The sequence below is a fragment of the Denitrificimonas halotolerans genome (assembly GCF_034259425.1).
Classification (GTDB): Bacteria; Pseudomonadota; Gammaproteobacteria; order Pseudomonadales; family Pseudomonadaceae; genus Denitrificimonas; species Denitrificimonas halotolerans.
This window is the reverse complement of sequence record NZ_JAXIVU010000005.1, coordinates 59,527-81,468: the sequence shown is the minus strand read 5'-3', so window position 1 is coordinate 81,468 and position 21,942 is coordinate 59,527. Positions and strand designations below refer to the sequence as shown.

The window sequence follows — 21,942 nt, the reverse complement described above, 5'->3', positions numbered from 1 at the left end:
GCACCCCGATGCAGCACCATGGGATCAGCTTTCTCCATCCGCCCACACCTGCACGACTTCTTGATGTCGTGCTTAGCGCTCATAAACTAGCTATGACGCTTGTAGCAACGTCATGATGCAAAACCTGCGTTATACGTAAAACGCACCATTCCAAACTTACGGCTCAGAAACTCCGCCTGCTCGCTCGTGAGATAGATACGTCTCTTGATGGCTTTCAGGATCTCAGCGTTCCTTTCTACAATAGCTACAGGCTGAAGACCGCAAGCACAAGACTTTCCGCAGGTTTTTGTTAAGTTTTCTTGCATCTTTACCTGTGCAAAGCTAGGGTGAAGTCATGAATAAAAACAAACAACGTATTTTTGCAGATCTTCTTATTCCTGGTGCCGGTGAACCCACTACTCACATGGCCGTTATTATTGCTGACGGCTGCATTGAATGGGTGGGGCCACAAGCGCAAGCACCGAAAATCGAAGCCGATGACCTACATGTACCGGTTCTAATGCCAGGCATGTGGGACTGTCACACGCACTTTACCGGTATGCAAACCCCTACCCTAGCCGCAGCTATGGATGTCCCTGTACCGGTCGCCGCAGCACGCTCAGTTGCCGATGCCAAGCGAGCAATTAACGCTGGCTTCACCAGCATTCGCGAAGTAGGTGGCTTTGGCGTGCACCTGGCGCGGGTGATCAATGAAGGCAATGCCATAGGCCCCCATGTGTACGCCGCTGGTGATCTGATTTCACCCACCGGTGGACACGCAGACCTACACAGCTATTCACTAGGCTGCGTGGCGGACTTAGCCCAGCGTGATGGCTGGCTGCACACCTGCGATGGGGTCAGCGGTGCGTTACGGGCGGTGCGTTTACAGCTGCGTAAAAACGCTAAGTTGATTAAAATCTGCGCCTCGGGCGGTACTCTCACCGAATACGATGACCCCATGCATCAGCAGTTTAGCGATATCGAGATTCGCACCATGGTCGAGGAAGCCGCACGTGCCGAGCGCATCGTTGCTGCACACTGTCATGGTAAAGCCGGCATCATGGCGGCGCTGCGTAATGGGGTAAAAACCATTGAGCACGGCACATTTTTAGATGAAGAAGCCGCTGATGCCATGTTAGAAGCAGGTGCCATTTTGGTGACCACCCGCTCCGTTAAAATTCGCAATATGGAGTATGCGAAAAAACACGGCCTTCCCGATTATGCGTGGGAAAAACTATTAATGACCGCCGACGCACACCAACAAGCGGTATCACTGGCCATTGAAAAAGGTGTCATTATCGCTGCGGGTACGGACTCACTGACCTCAGGTGACAACACACCTTTACGTTGGGGTGAACATGCGCTTGAGCTCAAACTGTTAGTGGACGATGGCATGACACCTTTACAAGCCATCGAATCAGCCACTGCAACAGCACCTTTAACCTTGGGGCCGCAAGCGCCTAAAGCAGGACAGATAAAAGCCGGCTGGGACGCTGACCTATGTGCAGTGGCAAAAAACCCAATCGCTGATATTTCAGTTTTACTGGACACTACCAACATAACCCATGTGTGGAAAACAGGCACTTTGCTTAAACAGCCTCAGTAAGCCCCCGTTCTTTCTCTAACTATTCTGCAGTCGTGGAGGCAACAATGATTGATACAATTAACCCCGCCACTGGTGAAGTGGTTCGCCAATACGAACTATGCGACGCTGCGCTCTTAGAAGAAAAACTAGACAACGCCGCCCGAGCTTATCAACACTGGCGCTCACTCAGTTTTGCCCAGCGTGGCGAGTATTTGCGCAAGGTTGCCGCTGCTTTACGTGCTGATAGTGAGAAGCACAGCGCTTTAATGACCGAGGAGATGGGCAAACCCATTACTGAGGCACGTGGCGAGGTCGAAAAGTCGGCCAGTGGCTGCGAGCACTATGCTAACCACGCTGAGCAGTATTTAGCCCCACAAGAAATCCCTTCAGATGCAAAACGAAGTTGGGTGCAGTTTCTTCCACTAGGTACGGTGCTGGGCATCCTGCCGTGGAATTCACCCTACTGGCTGGCAACCCGCGTGTTTGCCCCAGCGTTAATGGCCGGCAATACAGTGATTTTAAAACATGACCCCCACGTACCCGGTTGCGCCGCTGCCATCGAGCAAGCCTTCGCCGATGCCGGCGTCCCTCACGGGGTGTTGCAAACATTGATTACTGATCACAACAGCACTGAAGCTATGATTCGTGATCAGCGTATTAGCGCAGTGTCTTTTACCGGCTCGACCGCAGCAGGTAGTAAAGTAGCCGCGATTGCCGCCTCCGAGATCAAGCCAGCTGTATTGGAGCTCGGAGGCTCAGATCCTGCCATTGTTCTAGCTGATGCGGACCTTGATAAGGCTGTCGATGTATTGGCCACCTCGCGCTTTATTTGTGCCGGTCAGTCCTGTATTGCCGCCAAAAGAATGCTGATAGAAGAAAGCGTCTATACGCAATTTGTCGAAAAACTCACGCAACGTTTGGCCAATCTGCGCGTCGGTGATCCCACCCAAAAAGAGACCCACATCGGTCCTATTGCACGAGCAGAATTGCGTGATCACCTACACGACCAGGTCACACGCTCAATGGCTAGTGGTGCGAACTGCGTAATGGGCGGCAAGCTACCAGAAGGCCCTGGTTCGTTTTATCCAGTGACCTTACTAACTGACGTTCCTCTGGATGCAGCAGCCTTTACTGAAGAAACCTTTGGCCCTGTGGCAGCAGTGCGCGCAGTTGCCGATGTTGACGAAGCCTTTGCTATCGCTAATGACACTGCTTATGGCCTAGGCGCCAGCATCTGGACAGAATCCGAGCGCGGCGCACAACTGGCCGCTCGCTTCGAATCAGGTCAAGTGGCGGTGAACGGCATCGTCAAAAGTGATCCACGCTTACCTTCTGGGGGGATCAAACGCTCTGGATATGGCAAAGAACTTGGCCCACACGGCATTCGCGAGTTTGTGAATGCGCAGCAAGTGTGGCAAGGGGAGTGAGTGGCGCTCCCCATTGCCCTTATTAGGCACTACCTAAACCACTGTCATTTCTTTAGGCAGGGTGAAAAAGGATTCGCACCCTTCCTCCGTGACCAATATGGTATCTGAGATACCACAAGTTTTATCACCTTCCACCCCCCACATCCAGGGAATTAAATGAAAGGTCATGCCGGGCCTGAGCACTGTTTCATCGCCTTGTTTAAGGCTCATGATATAGCCCTCATCCCAGCTCGGTGCAAAGGCAATACCAATGGAATACCCTACTCGGGTAATGAGTTTTGCGCCCACGTCATTGTGACAAATAATATCGCGCACACACTTATCTAAATCAGTCACCATCAAGCCAGGTCTAATCAGCTCATGGGCGGCTTCTAGGGCTTCTATCATGGTAGCTTCGGCACTTTGCATGGCAGCGCTTTTTTCATCCAACAATACAGTACGCATCATCGCAGTATGATAACGACGCACACAGCCGGCCATTTCTAAAAACACATGCTCTCCGGGCTGAATCGTGCGCCCTTCCCAAGTGGCGTGGCCAATCATAGTGCGCGGCCCTGAGGTGACATAGGGCAACACAGCTGGATAATCACTGCCAGCACGGAACATGGCTGCACAGGCTGCCGCGGCCACATCATTTTCCGTGGCTCCGGCTTGTACCGCATCAATTCCTGCTTGCATCCCCGCTTCAGTGGCCAGAGCAGCGCTGCGCATCAACTCAATCTCCACCTGAGACTTACAAATACGCCCTTCTTCCACAATGCCGTAACAATCCAGTAAATTCCCTTCCCCAGCTTGCATATGGTAGTGAAAGCGATCTTGTTGATAAGCCGGAAAAAAATAGCTGTTGCGCTCATAGCCGATGCATTTGTTTTCCAGACCTAAATCTTTAATGGTGTAAAACAGCTCTTGGATGGCATCACCGGTGTCTGTGTAACAGCGGGCCTCTTCGACCCAGGTACGGTGCACTATATTCGAGGCTTCCAGTTCGCGGGTAATCGATACCGGCTCCCCGTCTAGGGGCACAACCAGTGCTTGGAAATAAGAATATCCAGTGGTTTGATAGCCGGTTAAGTAAAACAGGTTTTCTGGGTCTGAAATAACCACAGCATCGAGCAAACGTTCCTGCATACGTTCACGCAGTTCCGTCAAGCGACGCTTGTATTCAGCCAGCGGAAAGCAAAGAGCGGGATTATCGCGCATAGCATTACTCCTTTTGTTCGAAGCGAGCTGTGCGCTCGCTCCTAGCTTTGGGGTGTGATCATAGGCTTAAAATGGCTTTCTCTAATCGTGCTAAACCCTCTTCAAGCACGTCATCTTCAATGGTTAGCGGAGGCATCACTTTTACAACTCGACCATTAGGCCCACAGGTCGGGATTATCAAGTTCTGCTCAAATGCACTTGCTACAACAGCAGCCGCCTTCTCGCCGGTTACCATGTCCAAACCATGCATCATGCCACAGCCACGCAGCTCAATATCCACGTTGGCACGCTCGATCATCTCCACCAACCGCTCTTCTGTGATTGCGCCTTTGCGCTTAACCTCGGCTAAAAAATCATCATTTTCGAAATAGTCTAAAGCTGCCGCACCTGCAACGAATGAGAGGTTTTGGCCACGGAAGGTGCCCGTGTGCTCACCCGGCTCCCAAACATCAAGCTCTGGCTTAATCAGCAGCACACCCATTGGCGTGCCATAACCACCGATGCCTTTCGCCATACAGATCAGATCAGGCTCGATGCCTAAATTTTCAAAACTAAAGTAATGACCGGTGCGTCCCACTGAGGCTTGAATATCATCGACAATCAGCAAGCTGCCATGTTCTCTGGCCAGCTGTTGTACCTGTTGTAACCACTCTTTGCTGGCCACATTGATACCGCCTTCAGCTTGGATAGTCTCCAGAATAAAAGCGGCCGGTGGAGTAATACCACTGGAAGTGTCTTGCAGCGCACGGCGAAGCGGCTCAAGGGTATCGACGCCATCGCCTAAATAGCCATCAAAAGGCACGCGAATAACGTTGTTTAATTCCACTCCGGCCGCTTGGTGAAACTTTTGATTACCGGTACAGGCCAGCGCCCCCAAGGTCATACCATGGAAGCCATCGGTAAAAGCCACTACATTACGTCGCCCCGTCACTTTACGCGCCAGCTTAAGCGCCGCTTCAACTACGTTAGTGCCGGTGGGGCCGGTGAATTGCAGCTTATAATCAAGTCCCCTAGGTTTGAGGATGACATTGACAAATCGCTCAATGAACTCTCGTTTTGAGCGACTGTACATATCTAAACTGTGAGTGACACCGCCTGACTCAAGGTAGTCAATCATCGCTTGGCGTATTTTTAGATTGTTATGGCCAAAATTAAGCACCCCAGCGCCACTAAAGAAATCGATGTATTCGTTACCATCCACGTCCCACTGTTTGGCATTAAGTGCTTTATCAAACACCACCGGCCAAGTCCGGCAATAACCGCGCACATTGGATTCATAGCGTTCAAAAACATTCATAGCAGCCTCCTTAAGGCGAGGTGAAGTAGTCCGTAAAGCCTGTTCAGTTCGATACTGAATACGCTTACCCTGAGCCTGAACCTCATCCCCCTAAATTGCAAACCGCTAGCGACCTAAGTCGTACTGTTTCGTATTCAATTGGTGCTCCTAGTAACCCATTCATGCTCAGACATAACTATGAAACTAGAAAATATTTGCATGCTTTCCTTGCCATAAATACCTATGTTTGACATGGTTAAGTCCACTTTTAAACTATACGAACCTCCAAGGTACTACCTTACTAAACAGACTATTGTCTGTTTAAACTGCATTCAAATACCCAAAAAGGAGACATTCAAAACATCAAGAACTACAGAAGTAACCGATACGCTCCATACAGTAAAAATAAAAATTTCACACCCTGAAGGAGAAATTATGAGCATCTATAAAAAACTGTGTGCTGCTGCAGTTTTTAGTTTTGCGGCGGTAACAAGTATTGCAAGCGCAGAAACTTGGCGTTTTGGACTCGAAGAAATCGAGGGCAGTGTCCAAGCAAAATATGCAGAAGCATTCAAGGATCTCATCGAAGAGAAAAGTAACGGTGACATCACTGTACAACTGCTGCCCTATGGTAAATGGGGTTCTAGCTATTCAGAGCTTTACGACGCCATCCAAGGTGGTGCTATCCAGATTGGCTTTGGCTCTGGTGCACTAGGCGGAACTGTTCCAGAGAGCCAGTTACTCAGCCTAAACTTCGTGATGCCCAACGACCAGTTAGAAACCGTTAAAGTTCTCAACTCTCCAGAATTTATTGACAGCGAACCTTGGCAACAATCATTCCGCCAACGGGGGCTGGTGCCTTTAGCTGAACTCGCAGAGGGTTATCAAGTATGGACCTCGAATAAAGCCATCGAGACGCCTGCTGATATGAACAACTTAGCAATCCGAGTAATGGACAATAGCTTATTACGCTCAACTTACAACGCTTACGGTGCTTCCCCAATCACCATTGCTTATGGCGAGCTATACAGTGCACTGCAGCAAGGGCAAGCACAAGGTAATATTCAGCCCGTATTTGCCCATGAAGAAATGGGCTTCTATGAAGTACAAAAACACATGATCTTCGCAGGCCAAGCCCAGTTTGTCGCCACATTGATGGGTAACCTTGACTGGTATGATGGGCTTACAGACCAACAACGTGCCATGCTCAAAGATGTTACTAACCAACTAGTGCAAACTGGTCACGATATCCAAAGCACATTTAACGATGAGCGTTTAGATATCATCAAGTCAAAGAGCGATATTAATATTATCGAGCTCAATACTGAACAACAGGATGCATTCCGTAAACTGGCTGAGCCTGTACGTCAAGTCTTTATTGATGACGTCGGTGAGCGTGGAAAACAGTTGTTGGATATCTTATTAGGCGAGTACGCTGAATCCGACTCCTGATAAACCAACTTTGTAGGCAACACATGCCTATAACTCAAGCCGGTGGCGCTGATTCTTTCCTAGCATCACCGGCTTTTCTATTTCGCCCACTAACTGCCCAACGACGGGAGAAACAGTGAAATCTGTGGAAATAAAATCAGAATAACCGTCGCAACTAGCAAGATAAAAACAAAAGGCGGAGTACCGCGAATAACATCCATATAAGGTCGGCGAAATACAGCTATAGCTGTGAAAATATCGCAACCAAAAGGCGGTGTTGCTGAACCTATCGCAGCCTGTAGAGTGACAATAACACCCACATGCACAGGGTCCAGACCAGTCGACTCGATCAAAGGTTTGAAAATGGGTACCAAAATAAGGATGACCACAATCGGATCGACAAACATACAGCCAACGAAAAAAGCCACGGCAATCAGTAATAATGCAAGTGTTTGGCTATCACCAACCCGCTCAATGGTCGGACCGAGCAATTGCTCTGGAATACCTGCAGTGCCTAACGCTTGAGAAAATGCTGCACCAATGGCCACCAGAATAAATACCACGGCAGTTATCATACCTGTCGATAACGCCAGCCCCCCGAGGTCACGAATAGCAACCTTTCTAAAGATCACCACTTCCAACAGGAGCGCATAAGCCACAGCAACAGCTGAGGCTTCCACAGCACTGAAATAACCACCATATATCCCGCCAACTACAATAATCGGGAAGCCCAATGGCAAAATAGCCTTGCGTAATGCCTTGAAGCGTTCCGACCACGATGCTTTTGAATCCGTGGGCATGCCTTTGATACGCGCCCAAAAATAACAATAGGCTGAAAACATCAGCATGATCATCAACCCAGGCAAAACTCCCGCCAAAAACAGATCACCGATCGAGGTCTTCATAACCACACCGTAGATAATGAAACCTATGCTTGGGGGGATCAGTAAGGCAATATCACTGGCATTGATGATTAACGCCAACGCAAAAGAGTCTGGATAACCTTTGGCCAATAAACGTGGCCGCATTGGTCCCCCCATAGCGACCACAGTCGCTTGAGTTGAACCAGAAACTGCACCGAATAAGGCGCAAGAAATCGCTGTGGTGATTGGCAGCCCACCACGCAGATGGCGAACAAAAGAGTCAACCAAATCGAGCAGTCGATTCGACGTGTGGCCCTTGGTCAGTATATCAGCGGCAAAAATAAACATCGGCACGGCAGCCAGTACCCAGCTACTCACACCATTTGCCATCCAGCTTACGGCTTGATCCGGACCAAAAAAGGTCATATCCGTAAACATCATAAAAAGTGTACCCACAGCCAAAGGCACCATCATCGGAAAGCCAAGCAAAAGCAGTACGATCATGGTTACGAGCAGTAGAGTCAGCATTGTTCGCTCCGGTTCAGTCTGTTGTATGTTTTTTGTTATGGACCGAGTTGCCTTTTAGGCAGATATGATTATCGCTACTCTCGAGCGGCACCTCTGAGTATTCTTCTTTTTCACGGAAAGTACGGTAAATGTCTTTACTGATGAGGTTACGTATAGCCGTCAAGCTGTACTGAATACCAGCTAAAGTAAAGCCGGCAGGCAATGCTAGATTGATAACCCACATAGGGATATGCAGCGCAGAACTGGTGCGTCCGCGTACGTATAAGGCAAGATCATATTGCGCTGACTTGTAAGCCAAATAAAACATTAAAGCGGCAGAGCCCACGCTGATGACTATCAGCAATGCTTTACGCACCCGGCCTTTGAGAAGATCATACACCGCTGACATACGAATATGCCGTGCATGACGAGCAGCGTAGCCCAGACCGACGAAGGTTATAATCACTATTAGCATTTCTGTGACTTCGTAGGTACCGGGAATCCCACGGTTGAAAAGTAGATTACCTACCACGTGTGCGCTCATAAGAATTGCCATCAGAAGTACGCTGCTGGCAATAATCGTTCGTTCAACCCAACCAAGCCCTCGGTCGATTGAGTTAAGAACCCTAAGAAAGGCATTATGCTTAAACCTTTCTTTATTTCCGTCTGTTTTAACCGAATCGTCCATATTCTCCCTCGTTTATTCAGACGGCCTTAACACTGTTAATGCTAACTGCACCGCTTCAGTGTCGCACTCGAATTAGTCTCAAAAACTATCGAGCCAGACCTAGATTTACTAAGAAGGGTACAAGCAACAGAAAGCAATCTCCACCCTCAACGCAAATCCCTATCATTTTAAAGTATTGGAAGCCCCCCTACGTCAATCACTTAATTACGTTTTTCATACCCACCAATTCAAGGTTTACTGCACCTAACCCAGACTAAACACCTCACATACACCCTCACTCGCTGCACTATACAAAGGTGAACATGCCACATTATCGCATAATGTAATCAAAGCCTTACTCTTTATTACTATGCCATTCAGCGGAGCCTAAAAAACTTCTGAACATGAACAAAGGCGACCTAAAGATTCTCATAACGATTCATATCCAATATCCCAGCCTCTAAGGGGGCTCGCTCACGAATATGCTCACTCAAATCATGAAAATACACCCAAAACTGTGGGTGTGTGCGCCGCACTCCCCACTGCTCTACAGCTTGACGCAGCCCTGCTTCATCTTTGACCTGCTCCAAAGCTGTAACAAAGGTAGGCACCTCTTTGGCTCGCATGTTGAAAATAAAATTAGGATAACTACTTAATACTTCTGGATAAATCATCAAGGTATCTAATCCCGGTTGGTAACGCAGCGACTCCCCCATCATAAAAGCAACGTTAGAATGAGCTCGATGGCGTAAAATACTATAAATCTCACGTGTTCCATCACTTAACTCAACACGCACCATGCTCGCTTCAGGCATATGATGAACCACTTTTAAGCCAGCAGCAGGACGTGCACTTAAACGTGACAAGCTTTGTTCCACAGCAGCGGCCTCAACTGTTAAACCTTCTCGATGACAGTGCGCTCCTTGGCAACGGTTAATCGGATCTGGACGCGCATTGATCTTAGAAAATCGGTGCAATAATGCTTCACCAAAGCTTTTAACACTCTTGTCGTTACCGATACCCAGTGCACTTTGAGTACGGGTATCAATATCCGTGTAATCCAGCCACAACTTAATTTTTCCACTTTTCTGGTACCAATCAGACAAAATATCTTGACGCTCTTCACGTGGCATTAAACGCAAAAAATTCACCTCTGAACCATTTCGAATAAGGTCAAAATATAAACGCGTTTGTGCTTGGTGCGCGACATTGCCAAACACATCGAAATTAACAACGAGTTGATAATAAGTGCGCTCTAGCAATGGGTAATCCATTAACCACATAGTCTGAGGTATTTGGCCAAGTAACCCCTTACGTACCGAGGCACTGTCATGTTGACGAAAAATACTTAATAATGCCTGATCATTGCCAGTCCAAATATGCGACCAGTCCGGAGGTTGCGTATTCTGATAACGATTACGACGTAAATCCTCATAGGCGTTACGCTTCTTTTTATAAATACTCCAAAAACTCAATACACTGCTAAGCTCATCAAACTGCCCCGGCACGGCTAAAAACGGTGTTACTTGTTCCCGATAATCAGCATCCGTCACATACAAATCCTGTTCCGGCGCTTGGAAGAATGTCCAAAAATTATCTCGAATCACGTCTGTAGCAACTTGCCCACGACATACAGGACCACGAATAAAAGTGCGCACGAAGTATTCAGCATCATCCAACATAAATTGATAGCGCGCTTTTGCCGGTATAGCTGAAAACGTTACAAAGGGGTTGCTACGGGAATACACCCCATAACCTGGCTGTTGATCAAGCTGCCAATCTTCTGAAAAAAATAGCGATGCCACATGGGCCAATTTCTCAGGGCTCATGACATATGTAATATGAGTTTTATGCACAATAGCATCAGCAATTGGGACAAAGCGGTAATATACTCGAACGCCAGGAGCATCATTCGGACGCCGACTAGCAATTTCATCCACCGCTATACCGCTAGGGGTACGTGAACGGACTAAACGAAAAAAATGCTTTTGATCACCGCCTTGAAAGTGAATATGCGCGATAAATAAATGCTCGTACAGCCAGCGACTGACTAAGGCTTCACGCTCACCTTCTTGATTTAAAAAAGCTTCCCACTGGCTGATCTGCTCTTTCTCAATATCATTTGCTCGCCATGGCTGCCAATCTATTTGTGCGCCATTGTATAGCCACTGCTGTACGGTATGATACTCATCGTCCGTCAAGCCAGTTACTCCATATGGCATACCCGCATGCGGATGCTTATGAGCAAACTCTGCAAACTCACCGGGTTTAGGGCACTGATCTTGACGTTTAATACCAGTGGCTACTGCATCAGGCAACCGGCTATTAGGTACAAAAGGCCGCTGATGCCCCAACTCAAGCATAGTGGCTATTAACGAAGCCTGTGGCTGTCCTGCATTTAACACATCAAAAAAACCTTTATTACGCCACCCCTCTGGAGTCTGAGCATCAATAAATAAACGTGTTGCTGGTTGCGCTGTGGTACGCCCTCCATTATATGTTGGGTCTTTACTTGCACCGCGTTCCAACCCTTCCCCACTACCCAAGTTTAACTGGCATGGAGCGTCGTAGCATGCATGGCAAGCCACACACTTATGCGTAAAAATAGGTTGAATACTCTGACTATATGAGGCATATCCTAGGTTCACCCATTGGCTCAAAACCAATCCTAAAACCCCCAAATACCATTTTTTCATAACGCCTCAATTTTAAGAAAATTTAAAGGGGTCCCCCCCCCACCAACCCAACAAATATAAGCTTAATAAACTAGCATCTAACTCAATCTACAAATGTTTTGTTATCATCGTTTTTTTACGATAGCACTGTATTGATTAGGTAGAGATCCGCATGGCCAACCATTTAGCACGTCAACAAGCCCTTCAAGAAGCATTACAGCAGCGTATTCTGGTACTCGATGGTGGTATGGGTACAATGATTCAAAGTCATAAACTGACTGAAGGAGACTTTCGTGGAGAGCGCTTTGCTGACTGGCCACAGGACCTTCAAGGGAATAATGACTTACTGATCCTGACCCAGCCACAGCTTATTCAAGACATCGAACGTACTTATCTTGACGCTGGCGCCGATATTATAGAGACCAACACTTTTAACTCAACACAAGTTTCACAGGCTGATTACGGCCTAGAATCGATTGCTTACGAATTAAATTTTGAGGGCGCACGTATCGCCCGCGCAGTAGCCGATGAAAAAACTTTAGAAACGCCGGACAAACCTCGCTTTGTTGCGGGTGTAATAGGTCCAACAAGCCGTACTTGTTCTTTATCACCCGATGTCAATAATCCCGGTTATCGTAACGTGACTTTTGATATTTTGGTCGATAATTACAGCGAAGCTGCCCGCGGCCTCATAAAGGGGGGGGCCGATCTAATTATGATCGAAACCATTTTCGATACGCTGAATGCCAAGGCGGCTATTTTTGCGATTGAAGGTGTTTTTGAAGAGCTCGGTATCACTTTACCAATCATGATTTCCGGTACTATTACTGATGCTTCAGGTCGCACCCTGTCAGGACAAACAACAGAAGCATTCTGGAACTCAATTCGCCATTGCAATCCCTTATCCGTGGGACTCAACTGTGCATTAGGTGCCAAAGAGTTACGTCCTTACTTACAAGAGCTTTCAGAAAAAGCTGATACTTTTGTTTCTGTGCACCCTAATGCCGGCTTGCCTAATGCTTTCGCCGAATATGACGAAACCCCCGAAGAAACAGCAGCGATGATTGAAGATTTTGCTGCCTCTGGATTTCTTAATATTGTCGGGGGCTGCTGTGGTACAACCCCTAAGCATATTCAGGCCATTGCCGAAAAAGTAGCGAAATATCCACCCCGTGTGGTTCCTGAAATCCCTAAGGCCTGCCGCTTATCAGGCTTAGAGCCTTTTACCATTGACCGCAACTCGCTGTTTGTCAACATTGGTGAGCGTACTAACATTACCGGCTCAGCTCGCTTTGCTCGTTTAATTCGTGAAGAAAACTTCACTGAAGCCCTTGAAGTTGCATTGCAACAGGTTGAATCAGGCGCACAAGTGATTGACATCAACATGGACGAAGGTATGCTCGACTCTAAAGCAGCCATGGTCACTTTCCTTAATTTAATCGCCGGTGAGCCGGATATTTCTCGTGTACCCATTATGATTGATTCATCTAAATGGGACATTATTGAAGCCGGTCTGAAGTGCATTCAAGGTAAAGGCATCGTCAACTCCATTTCAATGAAAGAAGGCGTTGATGAATTCATTAAACACGCCAAGCTTTGCCGTCGTTACGGCGCTGCCGTGGTAGTAATGGCATTTGACGAGCAAGGGCAAGCCGATACCGCAGCACGTAAACAAGAAATCTGTGCCCGTTCCTACGACATTTTAGTCAACCAAGTAGGCTTTCCACCAGAAGACATTATTTTTGACCCTAACGTATTTGCGGTTGCTACGGGAATTGAAGAACACAATAACTACGCTGTTGATTTTATTGAGGCCTGCGCTTGGATTCGCGATCATCTACCCTATGCCTTAACCTCCGGCGGTATATCTAACGTCTCCTTCTCTTTCCGTGGTAACAACCCAGTTCGTGAAGCCATTCACTCCGTTTTCCTCTATCACGCCATTCAAAATGGTTTAAACATGGGGATTGTAAATGCTGGTCAATTAGAAATTTACGATCAAATCCCAGCAGATTTACGTGAAAAAGTTGAAGATGTGATCCTAAACCGCACTCCAGGTGCTACCGAGGCACTGCTTAATATTGCAGAAGATTATCGCGGTGATGGCTCAACTAAAGAAGTAGAATCTGAAGAGTGGCGCAGTTTACCAGTCAATCAGCGCCTAGAACACGCACTGGTGAAAGGTATAACACAATGGATTATCGAGGACACTGAAGAGGCCCGCTTACAATACGAACGCCCTATTGAAGTCATTGAAGGCCCTCTGATGTCTGGTATGAACATCGTAGGCGACCTCTTTGGCAGCGGTAAAATGTTCTTACCACAAGTGGTTAAGTCTGCTCGCGTGATGAAGCAAGCCGTTGGTCACTTAGTTCCTTTTATTGAAGCAGCTAAGGGTGATCAACCAGAGGCTAAAGGTAAAGTGCTCATGGCCACCGTAAAAGGTGATGTGCATGATATCGGTAAAAACATCGTTGCTGTGGTGCTAGGCTGTAATGGTTATGACATCGTCGATCTAGGTGTCATGGTACCAGCTGATAAAATTCTAAAAACCGCCATCGAAGAAAAATGCGACATCATTGGTTTATCAGGTTTGATCACACCATCATTAGATGAAATGGTTAACGTTGCCAAAGAAATGCAGCGTCAAAATTTCCACCTACCATTATTAATTGGCGGTGCAACCACATCTAAAGCACATACTGCAGTCAAAATTGATCCAAACTATAGCAATGACGCCGTTGTGTATGTCACGGACGCCTCTCGAGCAGTCGGGGTGGTAACTACATTACTGTCAAAAGAGTTAAAACCGGAATACACTCGAAAAATTCGTGAAGAATATGCACAGGTACGTGAACGTGTTGCAGCCCGAACCGTTCGAACCAAATACCTCAGTTACGAGCAAGCTCTGGCCAATAAGCCTGATTACGATTGGACGAATTACCAGGCACCTCAACCTAAGGTTACAGGGGTTCAACGCATCTTTAATATTGACCTGACTGAACTGAGCGAGTACATCGACTGGACACCATTCTTTATCTCTTGGAACCTTGTGGGCAAATACCCACGTATTTTACAAGATGAAGTGGTCGGAGAAGCAGCCCAAACCCTATTTGATGAGGCGCAAACACTACTAAAGAAAATCATTGATGAACAACTGATTGAAGCTCGTGGAACTTTTGCATTCTGGCCAGCTAACCAAATCAATGATGACGACCTTGAGCTCTATGATGAGACTGGTCAACCAATTGCTCAACTGCACCATCTACGTCAACAACTAGAAACCAATAACAACAAACCAAACATGTCCTTAGCCGACTTTGTTGCACCGAAAGAAAGTGGTATCACCGATTACATCGGCGGCTTTATTGTCACTGCCGGTATTGGTGTTGATGAGCTAGCAAAGTCTTACCAAGAAAAAGGTGATGACTACAATGCAATTATGGTTCAAGCCCTAGCTGACCGCTTAGCTGAAGCTTGCGCTGAATGGTTACATCAACAAGTACGCACCAAGTACTGGGGCTATGTTGACTCTGAAGATTTCACCAATGAAGACTTAATTCGTGAGAAATACAAAGGAATTCGTCCCGCCCCTGGCTACCCAGCGTGTCCTGATCACACTGAAAAAGACACTTTATTCAAACTCTTGGATCCAAACCAAGACTTTGGTGTAACAATGACTGAGCACTATGCCATGTACCCAACTGCGGCGGTCAGTGGATGGTACTTCGCCAACCCAAATGCACACTACTTTGCAGTGGGTAAAATTGAAAAAGACCAACTCGAAAACTACGCTGAACGTAAAGGTCAAAGCAAAGAAGAAGCAGAACGGTGGCTAGCACCTAACCTAGCTTACGATACTTAATGGGTACCTTGCTCTCTTCTGCAAAGTATGTGCAGCAATAAACCTGCTTTAACCCACTCCCCGTACTTAGTACGGGGAGTCTTAAGTAGATCACTCCTCTTTGATTAGCCCTACGAATGCTCCCGCCTTAAGCATTAGCGCACCACGAGCGAGATTTTCTATTCCTTTAGCCCTCCAATCGGTGACATACTGAACTTATGCAAGTATCCATAGGCAGAGACGGACAGCCTTTCCATTTTCAATTTCACTATGCTTTGATACTGGTGTTCAGTACCGCGTTGCTGTCCCAGTCGTGCTACGTATGCGAAGACTAGCATCATACCTAAAACACACCGCTCCGAAGAATGATCGATGGAGCCGTCGATCAGGCCATCATAGCGTCATTCGACTGATCCCCCATCTTGTGCTCCGCACGAAATATCTGATGCCACATGATCGGTAAGCTCTCTGGTGCGTTTGAGTCGGCGTGTGAAAATTGGACTGCCGATCGATGGCATTCATCTGCTCGTAAAACACCCACCGCAACTGTCGATTCGTGTGTTGGTCAACAACTTGAATTCCACCTCATCTCAACGGATGCGATTCTTAATACCCACACTCCACGCTAGCGAAAAAGTACCGCACTTTAGTTGGGGTCGTATTTCTCCTGTAGTGTAGGAGGTGCAATTATCGATTATTCCCTTAAAACCTCTGTGTAGGGTCAGAAAACTTAAAACTAAAATTGCTTCTCAGTGCTCGCTTTTATCCCCGCTCGATCGATCTAGGGTTTACACGGATTTTTGCTAAGTCACGGCAACCTTGCAATACCACCACTACAACGACCGCAAATCCATACTACAGCCCGACACAGTTTTCGCTTGATTTCATCAATTAACCTAAAAGTTAAGCTTTAATACAAACTCTTATACCTTAATCGAATCAACATATAAAAAATAATTACTTTATAGAATAAGAACAAGTTGTTACTGTGGCCATTATTCTGCACATTTTGCCAATCGTTTATAGCGACTTGCTACAGGGATACCCATGTATATTTACGACAACTACGATCAACAAATTGTTGAAGATCGAGTAAAACAGTTTCGCGACCAAACCCGCCGTTATTTTGCTGGTGAACTCTCTGAAGATGAGTTTCTACCACTTCGCTTACAAAACGGTTTATATGTTCAACGCCAAGCCCCCATGCTTCGTATTGCTGTACCTTACGGTTTAATGTCGAGCAAACAAATTCGCATGCTGGCGCATATTACTCGTAAATATGACAAAAGCTATGCACACATTACCACCCGTACCAATGTTCAATTAAACTGGCCCGCTTTAGAAGATGTGCCAGATATCCTTGCGGATTTAGCCAGTGTACAAATGCACGCTATCCAAACTAGTGGCAACTGTATTCGCAATACCACTACTGACCAGTTTGCCGGCGTAGCCCGTGACGAACTTGTAGACCCTCGCCCTTGGTGTGAATTGATTCGCCAGTGGTCAACCTTTCACCCTGAATTTGCGCGTTTACCACGTAAATTTAAAATCGCTGTAAATGGCTGCACTAATGACCGCGCTGCAACCGAAGTGCATGACATCGGACTTGAAGCGGTACATAATGATGCAGGTGAATTAGGGTTTCGCGTGCTAGTTGGCGGCGGATTAGGACGCACACCCATTGTAGGTAGTTGCATCAATGAATTTCTTCCTTGGCCACATTTACTGAGCTATTTAGAAGCCATTTTACGTGTCTATAACCGTTTTGGCCGTCGCGATAATAAATTTAAAGCACGTATTAAAATTCTCGTGAAAGCACTATCACCTGAAGTCTTTGCTGAACGTGTTAATGAGGAATGGTTACATATAAAAGATGGCCCTATCACTCTCACTCAAGAGGAAGTAGATCGCATCTCTCAACACTTCACAGATCCTGACTACCTCATCCTTGAAGATCAAGATGAAGCATTAGCAAAGCTTGACGAGCAACACCCAGGATTTGCTCGTTGGCGTAGCCGCAACGTAACTGCTCATAAAAAACCGGGTTATGCTGCAGTTACTTTATCTCTGAAAAAAACTGGAATTGCCCCAGGTGATGTTACTGACAAACAGCTGGATGCTATTGCTGACTTAGCTGACACCTATAGTTTCTCAGAAGCTCGTAACACCCACGAACAAAATATAGTTTTAGCTGATGTAGAACAAAGTAAACTCTTTGAACTCTGGCAACAGCTGCGTGAGCATGGCTTTGCTACACCTAATATTGGTTTGCTAACAGATATTATTTGCTGTCCTGGTGGTGACTTCTGCAACTTAGCTAACGCAAAATCCATACCTATCGCTGAAGCCATTCAAAATCGCTTTGATAGCCTCGACTATATCTTTGACATCGGTGATCTAGATCTAAATATTTCTGGTTGCATGAACGCCTGTGGTCACCACCACGTTGGTAATATAGGTATTCTAGGTGTTGATAAAAAAGGCGCTGAGTTTTATCAAGTTTCCTTAGGCGGAAACAGTGGTCGTGCCGCAACGCTAGGGAAAATTCTTGGTCCTGCTTTTGCTCAAGATGACATTCCAGACGTTATCAGCAAACTGATCGATGTATATATCGAACACCGCACCCCAGAAGAACACTTTATTGATACCTTTCAACGCATAGGCATTAAGACATTTAAGGAGCGCGTTTATGCCTCTAATAATTAAGAACGATCAAGTGATTGAAGATCAGTGGACGCTACTTAGCGCTGATGCGCAGTTGGAAGATGTTCTACAAACACAGCAAGCCATTGTGCCATTAACGCTTTGGCAGCAACATAAAAATCAACTGAAACCAATCAAACCTTTAGGTGTTTGGCTCGACGCACACGAAGTCATTGAAGATCTTGCTGATGATCTAACTTTTTTTGACGTCATTGCACTTAACTTCCCTGCCTTCACTGACGGACGCCACTTCAGTAGCGCTCGCCTCTTGCGTGAACGTTATGCCTATACAGGTGAAGTACGTGCGATCGGTGATGTGCTCCGCGATCAGTTGTACTTTATGCAGCGCTGCGGTTTTGATGCTTATGTTATCCGCTCTGATCGTTGTCCACACGATGCTTTAAAAAGCTTAACCGAACTATCGGTCAGCTACCAAGCAGCTTACGATCAAAACCTACCGTTGTACCGCCGCCGCTCGGCTTAACCCTAACCCGCTCAGGCTAATCTCACTTAAATTAGACCTGAGCGGGCTTTCCTCTTCATTCTCGCTTTCTGCTTTCTGCTTTCTGCTTTCTGCTTTCTGCTTTCTGCTTTCTGCTTTCTGCTTTCTGCTTTCTGCTTTCTGCTTTCTGCTTTCTGCTTTCTGCTTTCTGCTAACAATATTGGATTCAGTACTCTTCGAAAGGCTAACATGAGTTTTATACATTCAACGTTGATCTCACTCACATGCTCAGCATCTTGAAAGTTAATACTTTCTATAAGGCATCCAAAAGCTCCTGCTTTTATATCAAGAAGCAGTTGTTTTTTTGAACTTACCATCGAGATATAGAGTAACTCCACCATTATAATCACAAGCGGGTTAAGCTAGAAAACAAAAAGGCCTGAGCCCGATATAATATCGAACTCAGGCCTTACCTGCTTGATCACTGACCTTTCCAGTCAAATGGGGGGGGTCAGCTCATATCGCTGGTTTTCAGTTCAGTTTAATTACTGAACTTGTGCTTCAACTGCTGCTTCTACACGGCGGTTAATAGCGCGACCTTCACGAGTTGCGTTATCAGCAACTGGACGCTCTTCACCGTAACCAACAGCGTTTACACGCTCAGCTTCAACACCATACTGGTTAACCAGCACTTCACGTACCGCACCAGCACGACGCTCAGATAGCTTCTGGTTGTAAGCTGCGTTACCTGTTGAGTCAGTGTGACCTTCAACAGTTGTTGCAGTTTGTGGGAACTGCTTCATGAACTCAGCTAGGTTAGCAATATCATTGTAGCTGTCTTGTTTAACTTGCGCTTTGTCAAAGTCAAATTTAACGTCTAGCTCAACACGTACAGTTTCTGGCTCTACTGGCTCTGGCTCGTAAACTACTGGTGCTGGCTCAACAACTGGAGCTGGCTTGCTGTAGTTACCACCAAAGTTTAGACCAAGACCAACACCGGTCATCCACTCTGACTGATGGTTGTCAAAACCGTGAACACCGTCAACGCTTGCTTTAGCAAAGAAGTTTTCAGTGATGTAGTACTTCAGACCTGCACCAATGTTTGCAAAGGTAGTATGATCACGACCAGTGCGTGGTGACAAGTTACTGATGCTCTGATGTCCCATACCAGCAGATAGGTAAGGACGTAGACCTTTACCTGGTGTACCGAAATGGTACACCGCATCAAGGGAGCTCAAGCTACCTTTAACGTTTTTATTAGTACCTTCGTTAGAACGGATATCATGGTACTCACCGTACGATAAGTTTAATGAAACATCGTCAGTTAAGAAGTAACCAATAGAACCACCGAACAGATTGCCGTCTTCCATGTTACGAACGCTGTCTGTGAAGTAACGCTTGGCGAACACTTCTGTCTCAACTGCACCTTGGCCTTGAGCGAACACGCCGAAGGAAGATGCAGCTAGCAGGGAACCAATGGCTAAACCCAAGGTGCTTTTTAGTTTCATATTATATATTCCTCATCATTTTTTTAGTTAGAACAACATACCTAGAAAATACTTGGCATGCTTAAAAACTTTTCACTCTTCTATTATATGCGAAAAGCTATCACGTAGTCGATCTATTGCGCGTTTATATCGCATTTTTGTTGCACTTAACCCGAGGTGCATAATACTAGCGATCTCTTGAAATTCAAGTTCTGCAACAAATCGTAAAATAATTATTTCCTTATCAATGGTGTTAACATCAACCAACCAACGGTCTAAATTATTCTCTTTGGTATCAATTTGCTCCAGCTCAACCTCTTCATCCAAAGGGTTTAAGCTTAAAGCATCAAACAAACGCCGCTTACGCCGATCTTTACGATACTGAGTAGTACATTCATTATAAGTGATGCTATACAGCCATGTCTTAAATTTTGACTTACCTTCAAACTTTTTCAAGCCATAAAGTACTTTAAGCATAATTTCTTGGCAGACATCATCAGCATCACGGTCATTACCTAAGTAACGTGCACAAACATTATACAAAGTGCGCTGATATCGTCGCATCAGCTCCTCATAAGCACGCGTCACATGGAATAATTCATTTTTCGCATGCTCCACCAACTCCTCATCACTGAGTTCTTCGGGCACATAGCGCTGACGAGATTTTTTTAGATCAGTCAAAACAAGTCAAACCGTTATTAGAGTAAATACTACATACAACGATAAAAAACATCGTCAATTAAACCTTACTACCAACTAACGGCTGGTGACTTGCTGCTCAAGCAGCACTCGGTTGCTTATATAAAACCACTCACCACTCTCATTGACCAAAATAGTTTTTACTGTACCTATTTCTTCGATCCGTCCTTCAACCTCAGCAACTTTAATCTGCTGCCCCAATTCATAAAGTTCGCGCACATAAATACCGGCAATAATTTGGCTAACAATCCCTCTACTAGCCAACCCTAAAGCTAATGCGCAAGCCAAACCAATACTCAATAAAACAATCGCAATAACATAGTTGAGCAATTCAGCTTTAATCTCTAGCTGCCCAATAGCAACAGACACGCTGATAATAATTACCATGCTCTGCACAATGCGACCTAAGCCTGCAGCATATTCTAAACGCACCCCTTCAGCAGCACCTTTAACCATGCTGTTAAGCAGTTGTGCCAACAAAATACCTGCGACCAAGACCAATGCGGCAGCAAACATTTTCGGCACATACAGCGCTAACACATCAAGCGTTGCAGAGACACGCTCCAGACCTAAAGACTCAGCTGCTGAAATCAAGAAAATCAGTAAGACAAACCAATAAACAATCTTACCGATCAAAGTCGAAACCGATGCCTTGATACCTATCCGCCCGAGTAACTTAGTCAAACCGGTACCACTCATTAGGCGATCCAAGCCTACCTTGGCCAATAACTTCGACAGTAACGCATCTAATAATTTAGCAACCAAAAAACCTAGCAATACTAAGATAAGCGCGCCAAATAAATTAGGAATGAAGCTGGCAATTTTGTTCCACAGCCCACTCATAGCACTGACTATATTTTTTGTCCAAGAATCAAGTTGCATTACTTATCAACCTTATGTAAAGGGTTATATTTTTCAGAAAGATTTGATACAGGTTTGATGTGTTCTGAGCCATTGCTTAAACCAATCAAAACAGATTCAAGCGCACGCCCAAATAACGTAAATATTGCACCAACACCCAACTGCCGGTTCGCTTTTTTTAAGACTTTGTCTAAGGACGCATCATCACCCAGTTGCTCTTCAGGTGCTTTGAGCATGTCACGTAACGACTGCTCAAAAGAATCTTGTGTCATATCAATGCTATACCTATATTAAAG

Annotated in this window: 18 protein-coding genes; 7 read left to right on the top strand and 11 right to left on the bottom strand. The window is 46.1% G+C overall.

Features of this window, described 5'->3' with window-relative positions; all coding sequences use genetic code 11:
- Positions 1-110: 110 nt before the first annotated feature.
- The gene (locus tag TOI97_RS13315) at positions 111-305 is read right to left on the bottom strand and encodes a helix-turn-helix domain-containing protein (RefSeq protein ID WP_407651323.1); all 195 of its coding nucleotides are present in this window, start codon (positions 303-305) and stop codon (positions 111-113) included.
- A 29-nt stretch (positions 306-334) separates the two neighbouring features.
- On the opposite strand from TOI97_RS13315, the gene TOI97_RS05570 reads away from it, so the two are divergent.
- Together TOI97_RS05570 and TOI97_RS05565 are read left to right on the top strand one after the other, a co-directional pair.
- A complete protein-coding gene (locus TOI97_RS05570; RefSeq protein ID WP_321553137.1) occupies positions 335-1,585 on the top strand; it encodes a metal-dependent hydrolase family protein in 1,251 nt (416 codons plus the stop codon).
- 44 nt (positions 1,586-1,629) lie between these two features.
- Positions 1,630-2,991 carry an NAD-dependent succinate-semialdehyde dehydrogenase gene (locus TOI97_RS05565; protein WP_321553136.1) on the top strand — a complete coding sequence of 454 codons (1,362 nt, stop codon included), beginning with the start codon at positions 1,630-1,632 and terminating at the stop codon, positions 2,989-2,991.
- 33 nt (positions 2,992-3,024) lie between these two features.
- Here TOI97_RS05565 and doeA read toward each other — a convergent pair whose 3' ends face one another.
- Together doeA and ectB are read right to left on the bottom strand one after the other, a co-directional pair.
- Positions 3,025-4,191 (bottom strand): ectoine hydrolase, encoded by a 1,167-nt coding sequence (gene doeA, locus TOI97_RS05560; RefSeq protein ID WP_321553135.1) that lies wholly within the window; start codon positions 4,189-4,191, stop codon positions 3,025-3,027.
- A 58-nt stretch (positions 4,192-4,249) separates the two neighbouring features.
- Positions 4,250-5,488, bottom strand: a complete 1,239-nt coding sequence (ectB, locus tag TOI97_RS05555; protein ID WP_321553134.1) for a diaminobutyrate--2-oxoglutarate transaminase — start codon at positions 5,486-5,488, stop codon at positions 4,250-4,252.
- A 414-nt stretch (positions 5,489-5,902) separates the two neighbouring features.
- Here ectB and dctP point away from each other — a divergent pair, with 414 nt between their 5' ends.
- On the top strand, positions 5,903-6,919 hold the full coding sequence (gene dctP, locus TOI97_RS05550; RefSeq protein WP_321553133.1) for a TRAP transporter substrate-binding protein DctP: 1,017 nt from the start codon (positions 5,903-5,905) through the stop codon (positions 6,917-6,919).
- Between the two features lie 89 nt (positions 6,920-7,008).
- On the opposite strand, the gene TOI97_RS05545 is transcribed toward dctP, so the two are convergent.
- From TOI97_RS05545 to TOI97_RS05535, 3 genes are all read right to left on the bottom strand, one after another.
- A complete protein-coding gene (locus TOI97_RS05545; protein WP_321553132.1) occupies positions 7,009-8,289 on the bottom strand; it encodes a TRAP transporter large permease in 1,281 nt (426 codons plus the stop codon).
- 13 nt (positions 8,290-8,302) lie between these two features.
- Entirely contained in the window at positions 8,303-8,956 is a 654-nt protein-coding gene (locus TOI97_RS05540) for a TRAP transporter small permease (RefSeq protein WP_321553131.1), read from the bottom strand.
- A 398-nt stretch (positions 8,957-9,354) separates the two neighbouring features.
- Positions 9,355-11,631 carry a fatty acid cis/trans isomerase gene (locus tag TOI97_RS05535; protein ID WP_321553130.1) on the bottom strand — a complete coding sequence of 759 codons (2,277 nt, stop codon included), beginning with the start codon at positions 11,629-11,631 and terminating at the stop codon, positions 9,355-9,357.
- A gap of 151 nt (positions 11,632-11,782) precedes the next feature.
- Between TOI97_RS05535 and metH the strand changes: the two genes are divergently transcribed.
- From metH to TOI97_RS05515, 4 genes are all read left to right on the top strand, one after another.
- On the top strand, positions 11,783-15,475 hold the full coding sequence (metH, locus tag TOI97_RS05530) for a methionine synthase (RefSeq protein ID WP_321553129.1): 3,693 nt from the start codon (positions 11,783-11,785) through the stop codon (positions 15,473-15,475).
- Between the two features lie 468 nt (positions 15,476-15,943).
- A complete protein-coding gene (locus TOI97_RS13310; protein WP_407651322.1) occupies positions 15,944-16,132 on the top strand; it encodes a transposase in 189 nt (62 codons plus the stop codon).
- 369 nt (positions 16,133-16,501) lie between these two features.
- Positions 16,502-18,160 carry a nitrite/sulfite reductase gene (locus TOI97_RS05520; protein WP_321553128.1) on the top strand — a complete coding sequence of 553 codons (1,659 nt, stop codon included), beginning with the start codon at positions 16,502-16,504 and terminating at the stop codon, positions 18,158-18,160.
- Complete coding sequence (locus TOI97_RS05515; RefSeq protein WP_321553127.1) at positions 18,144-18,641, top strand: DUF934 domain-containing protein; 498 nt, start codon at positions 18,144-18,146, stop codon at positions 18,639-18,641. Before TOI97_RS05520 ends, TOI97_RS05515 begins: the two co-directional genes overlap by 17 nt.
- A 26-nt stretch (positions 18,642-18,667) precedes the next feature.
- On the opposite strand, the gene TOI97_RS05510 is transcribed toward TOI97_RS05515, so the two are convergent.
- The 5 genes from TOI97_RS05510 to TOI97_RS05490 form a co-directional block, all read right to left on the bottom strand.
- Complete coding sequence (locus TOI97_RS05510; protein WP_321553126.1) at positions 18,668-19,000, bottom strand: hypothetical protein; 333 nt, start codon at positions 18,998-19,000, stop codon at positions 18,668-18,670.
- Between the two features lie 144 nt (positions 19,001-19,144).
- A complete protein-coding gene (locus TOI97_RS05505; protein WP_321553125.1) occupies positions 19,145-20,107 on the bottom strand; it encodes an OmpA family protein in 963 nt (320 codons plus the stop codon).
- A 72-nt stretch (positions 20,108-20,179) separates the two neighbouring features.
- Positions 20,180-20,767 (bottom strand): RNA polymerase sigma factor SigX, encoded by a 588-nt coding sequence (sigX, locus tag TOI97_RS05500; protein WP_321553124.1) that lies wholly within the window; start codon positions 20,765-20,767, stop codon positions 20,180-20,182.
- Between the two features lie 75 nt (positions 20,768-20,842).
- Entirely contained in the window at positions 20,843-21,667 is an 825-nt protein-coding gene (locus TOI97_RS05495) for a mechanosensitive ion channel family protein (RefSeq protein WP_321553123.1), read from the bottom strand.
- Complete coding sequence (locus TOI97_RS05490; RefSeq protein WP_321553122.1) at positions 21,667-21,918, bottom strand: CrfX protein; 252 nt, start codon at positions 21,916-21,918, stop codon at positions 21,667-21,669. The genes TOI97_RS05495 and TOI97_RS05490 overlap by 1 nt, the downstream gene beginning before the upstream one ends.
- Positions 21,919-21,942 lie beyond the last annotated feature (24 nt).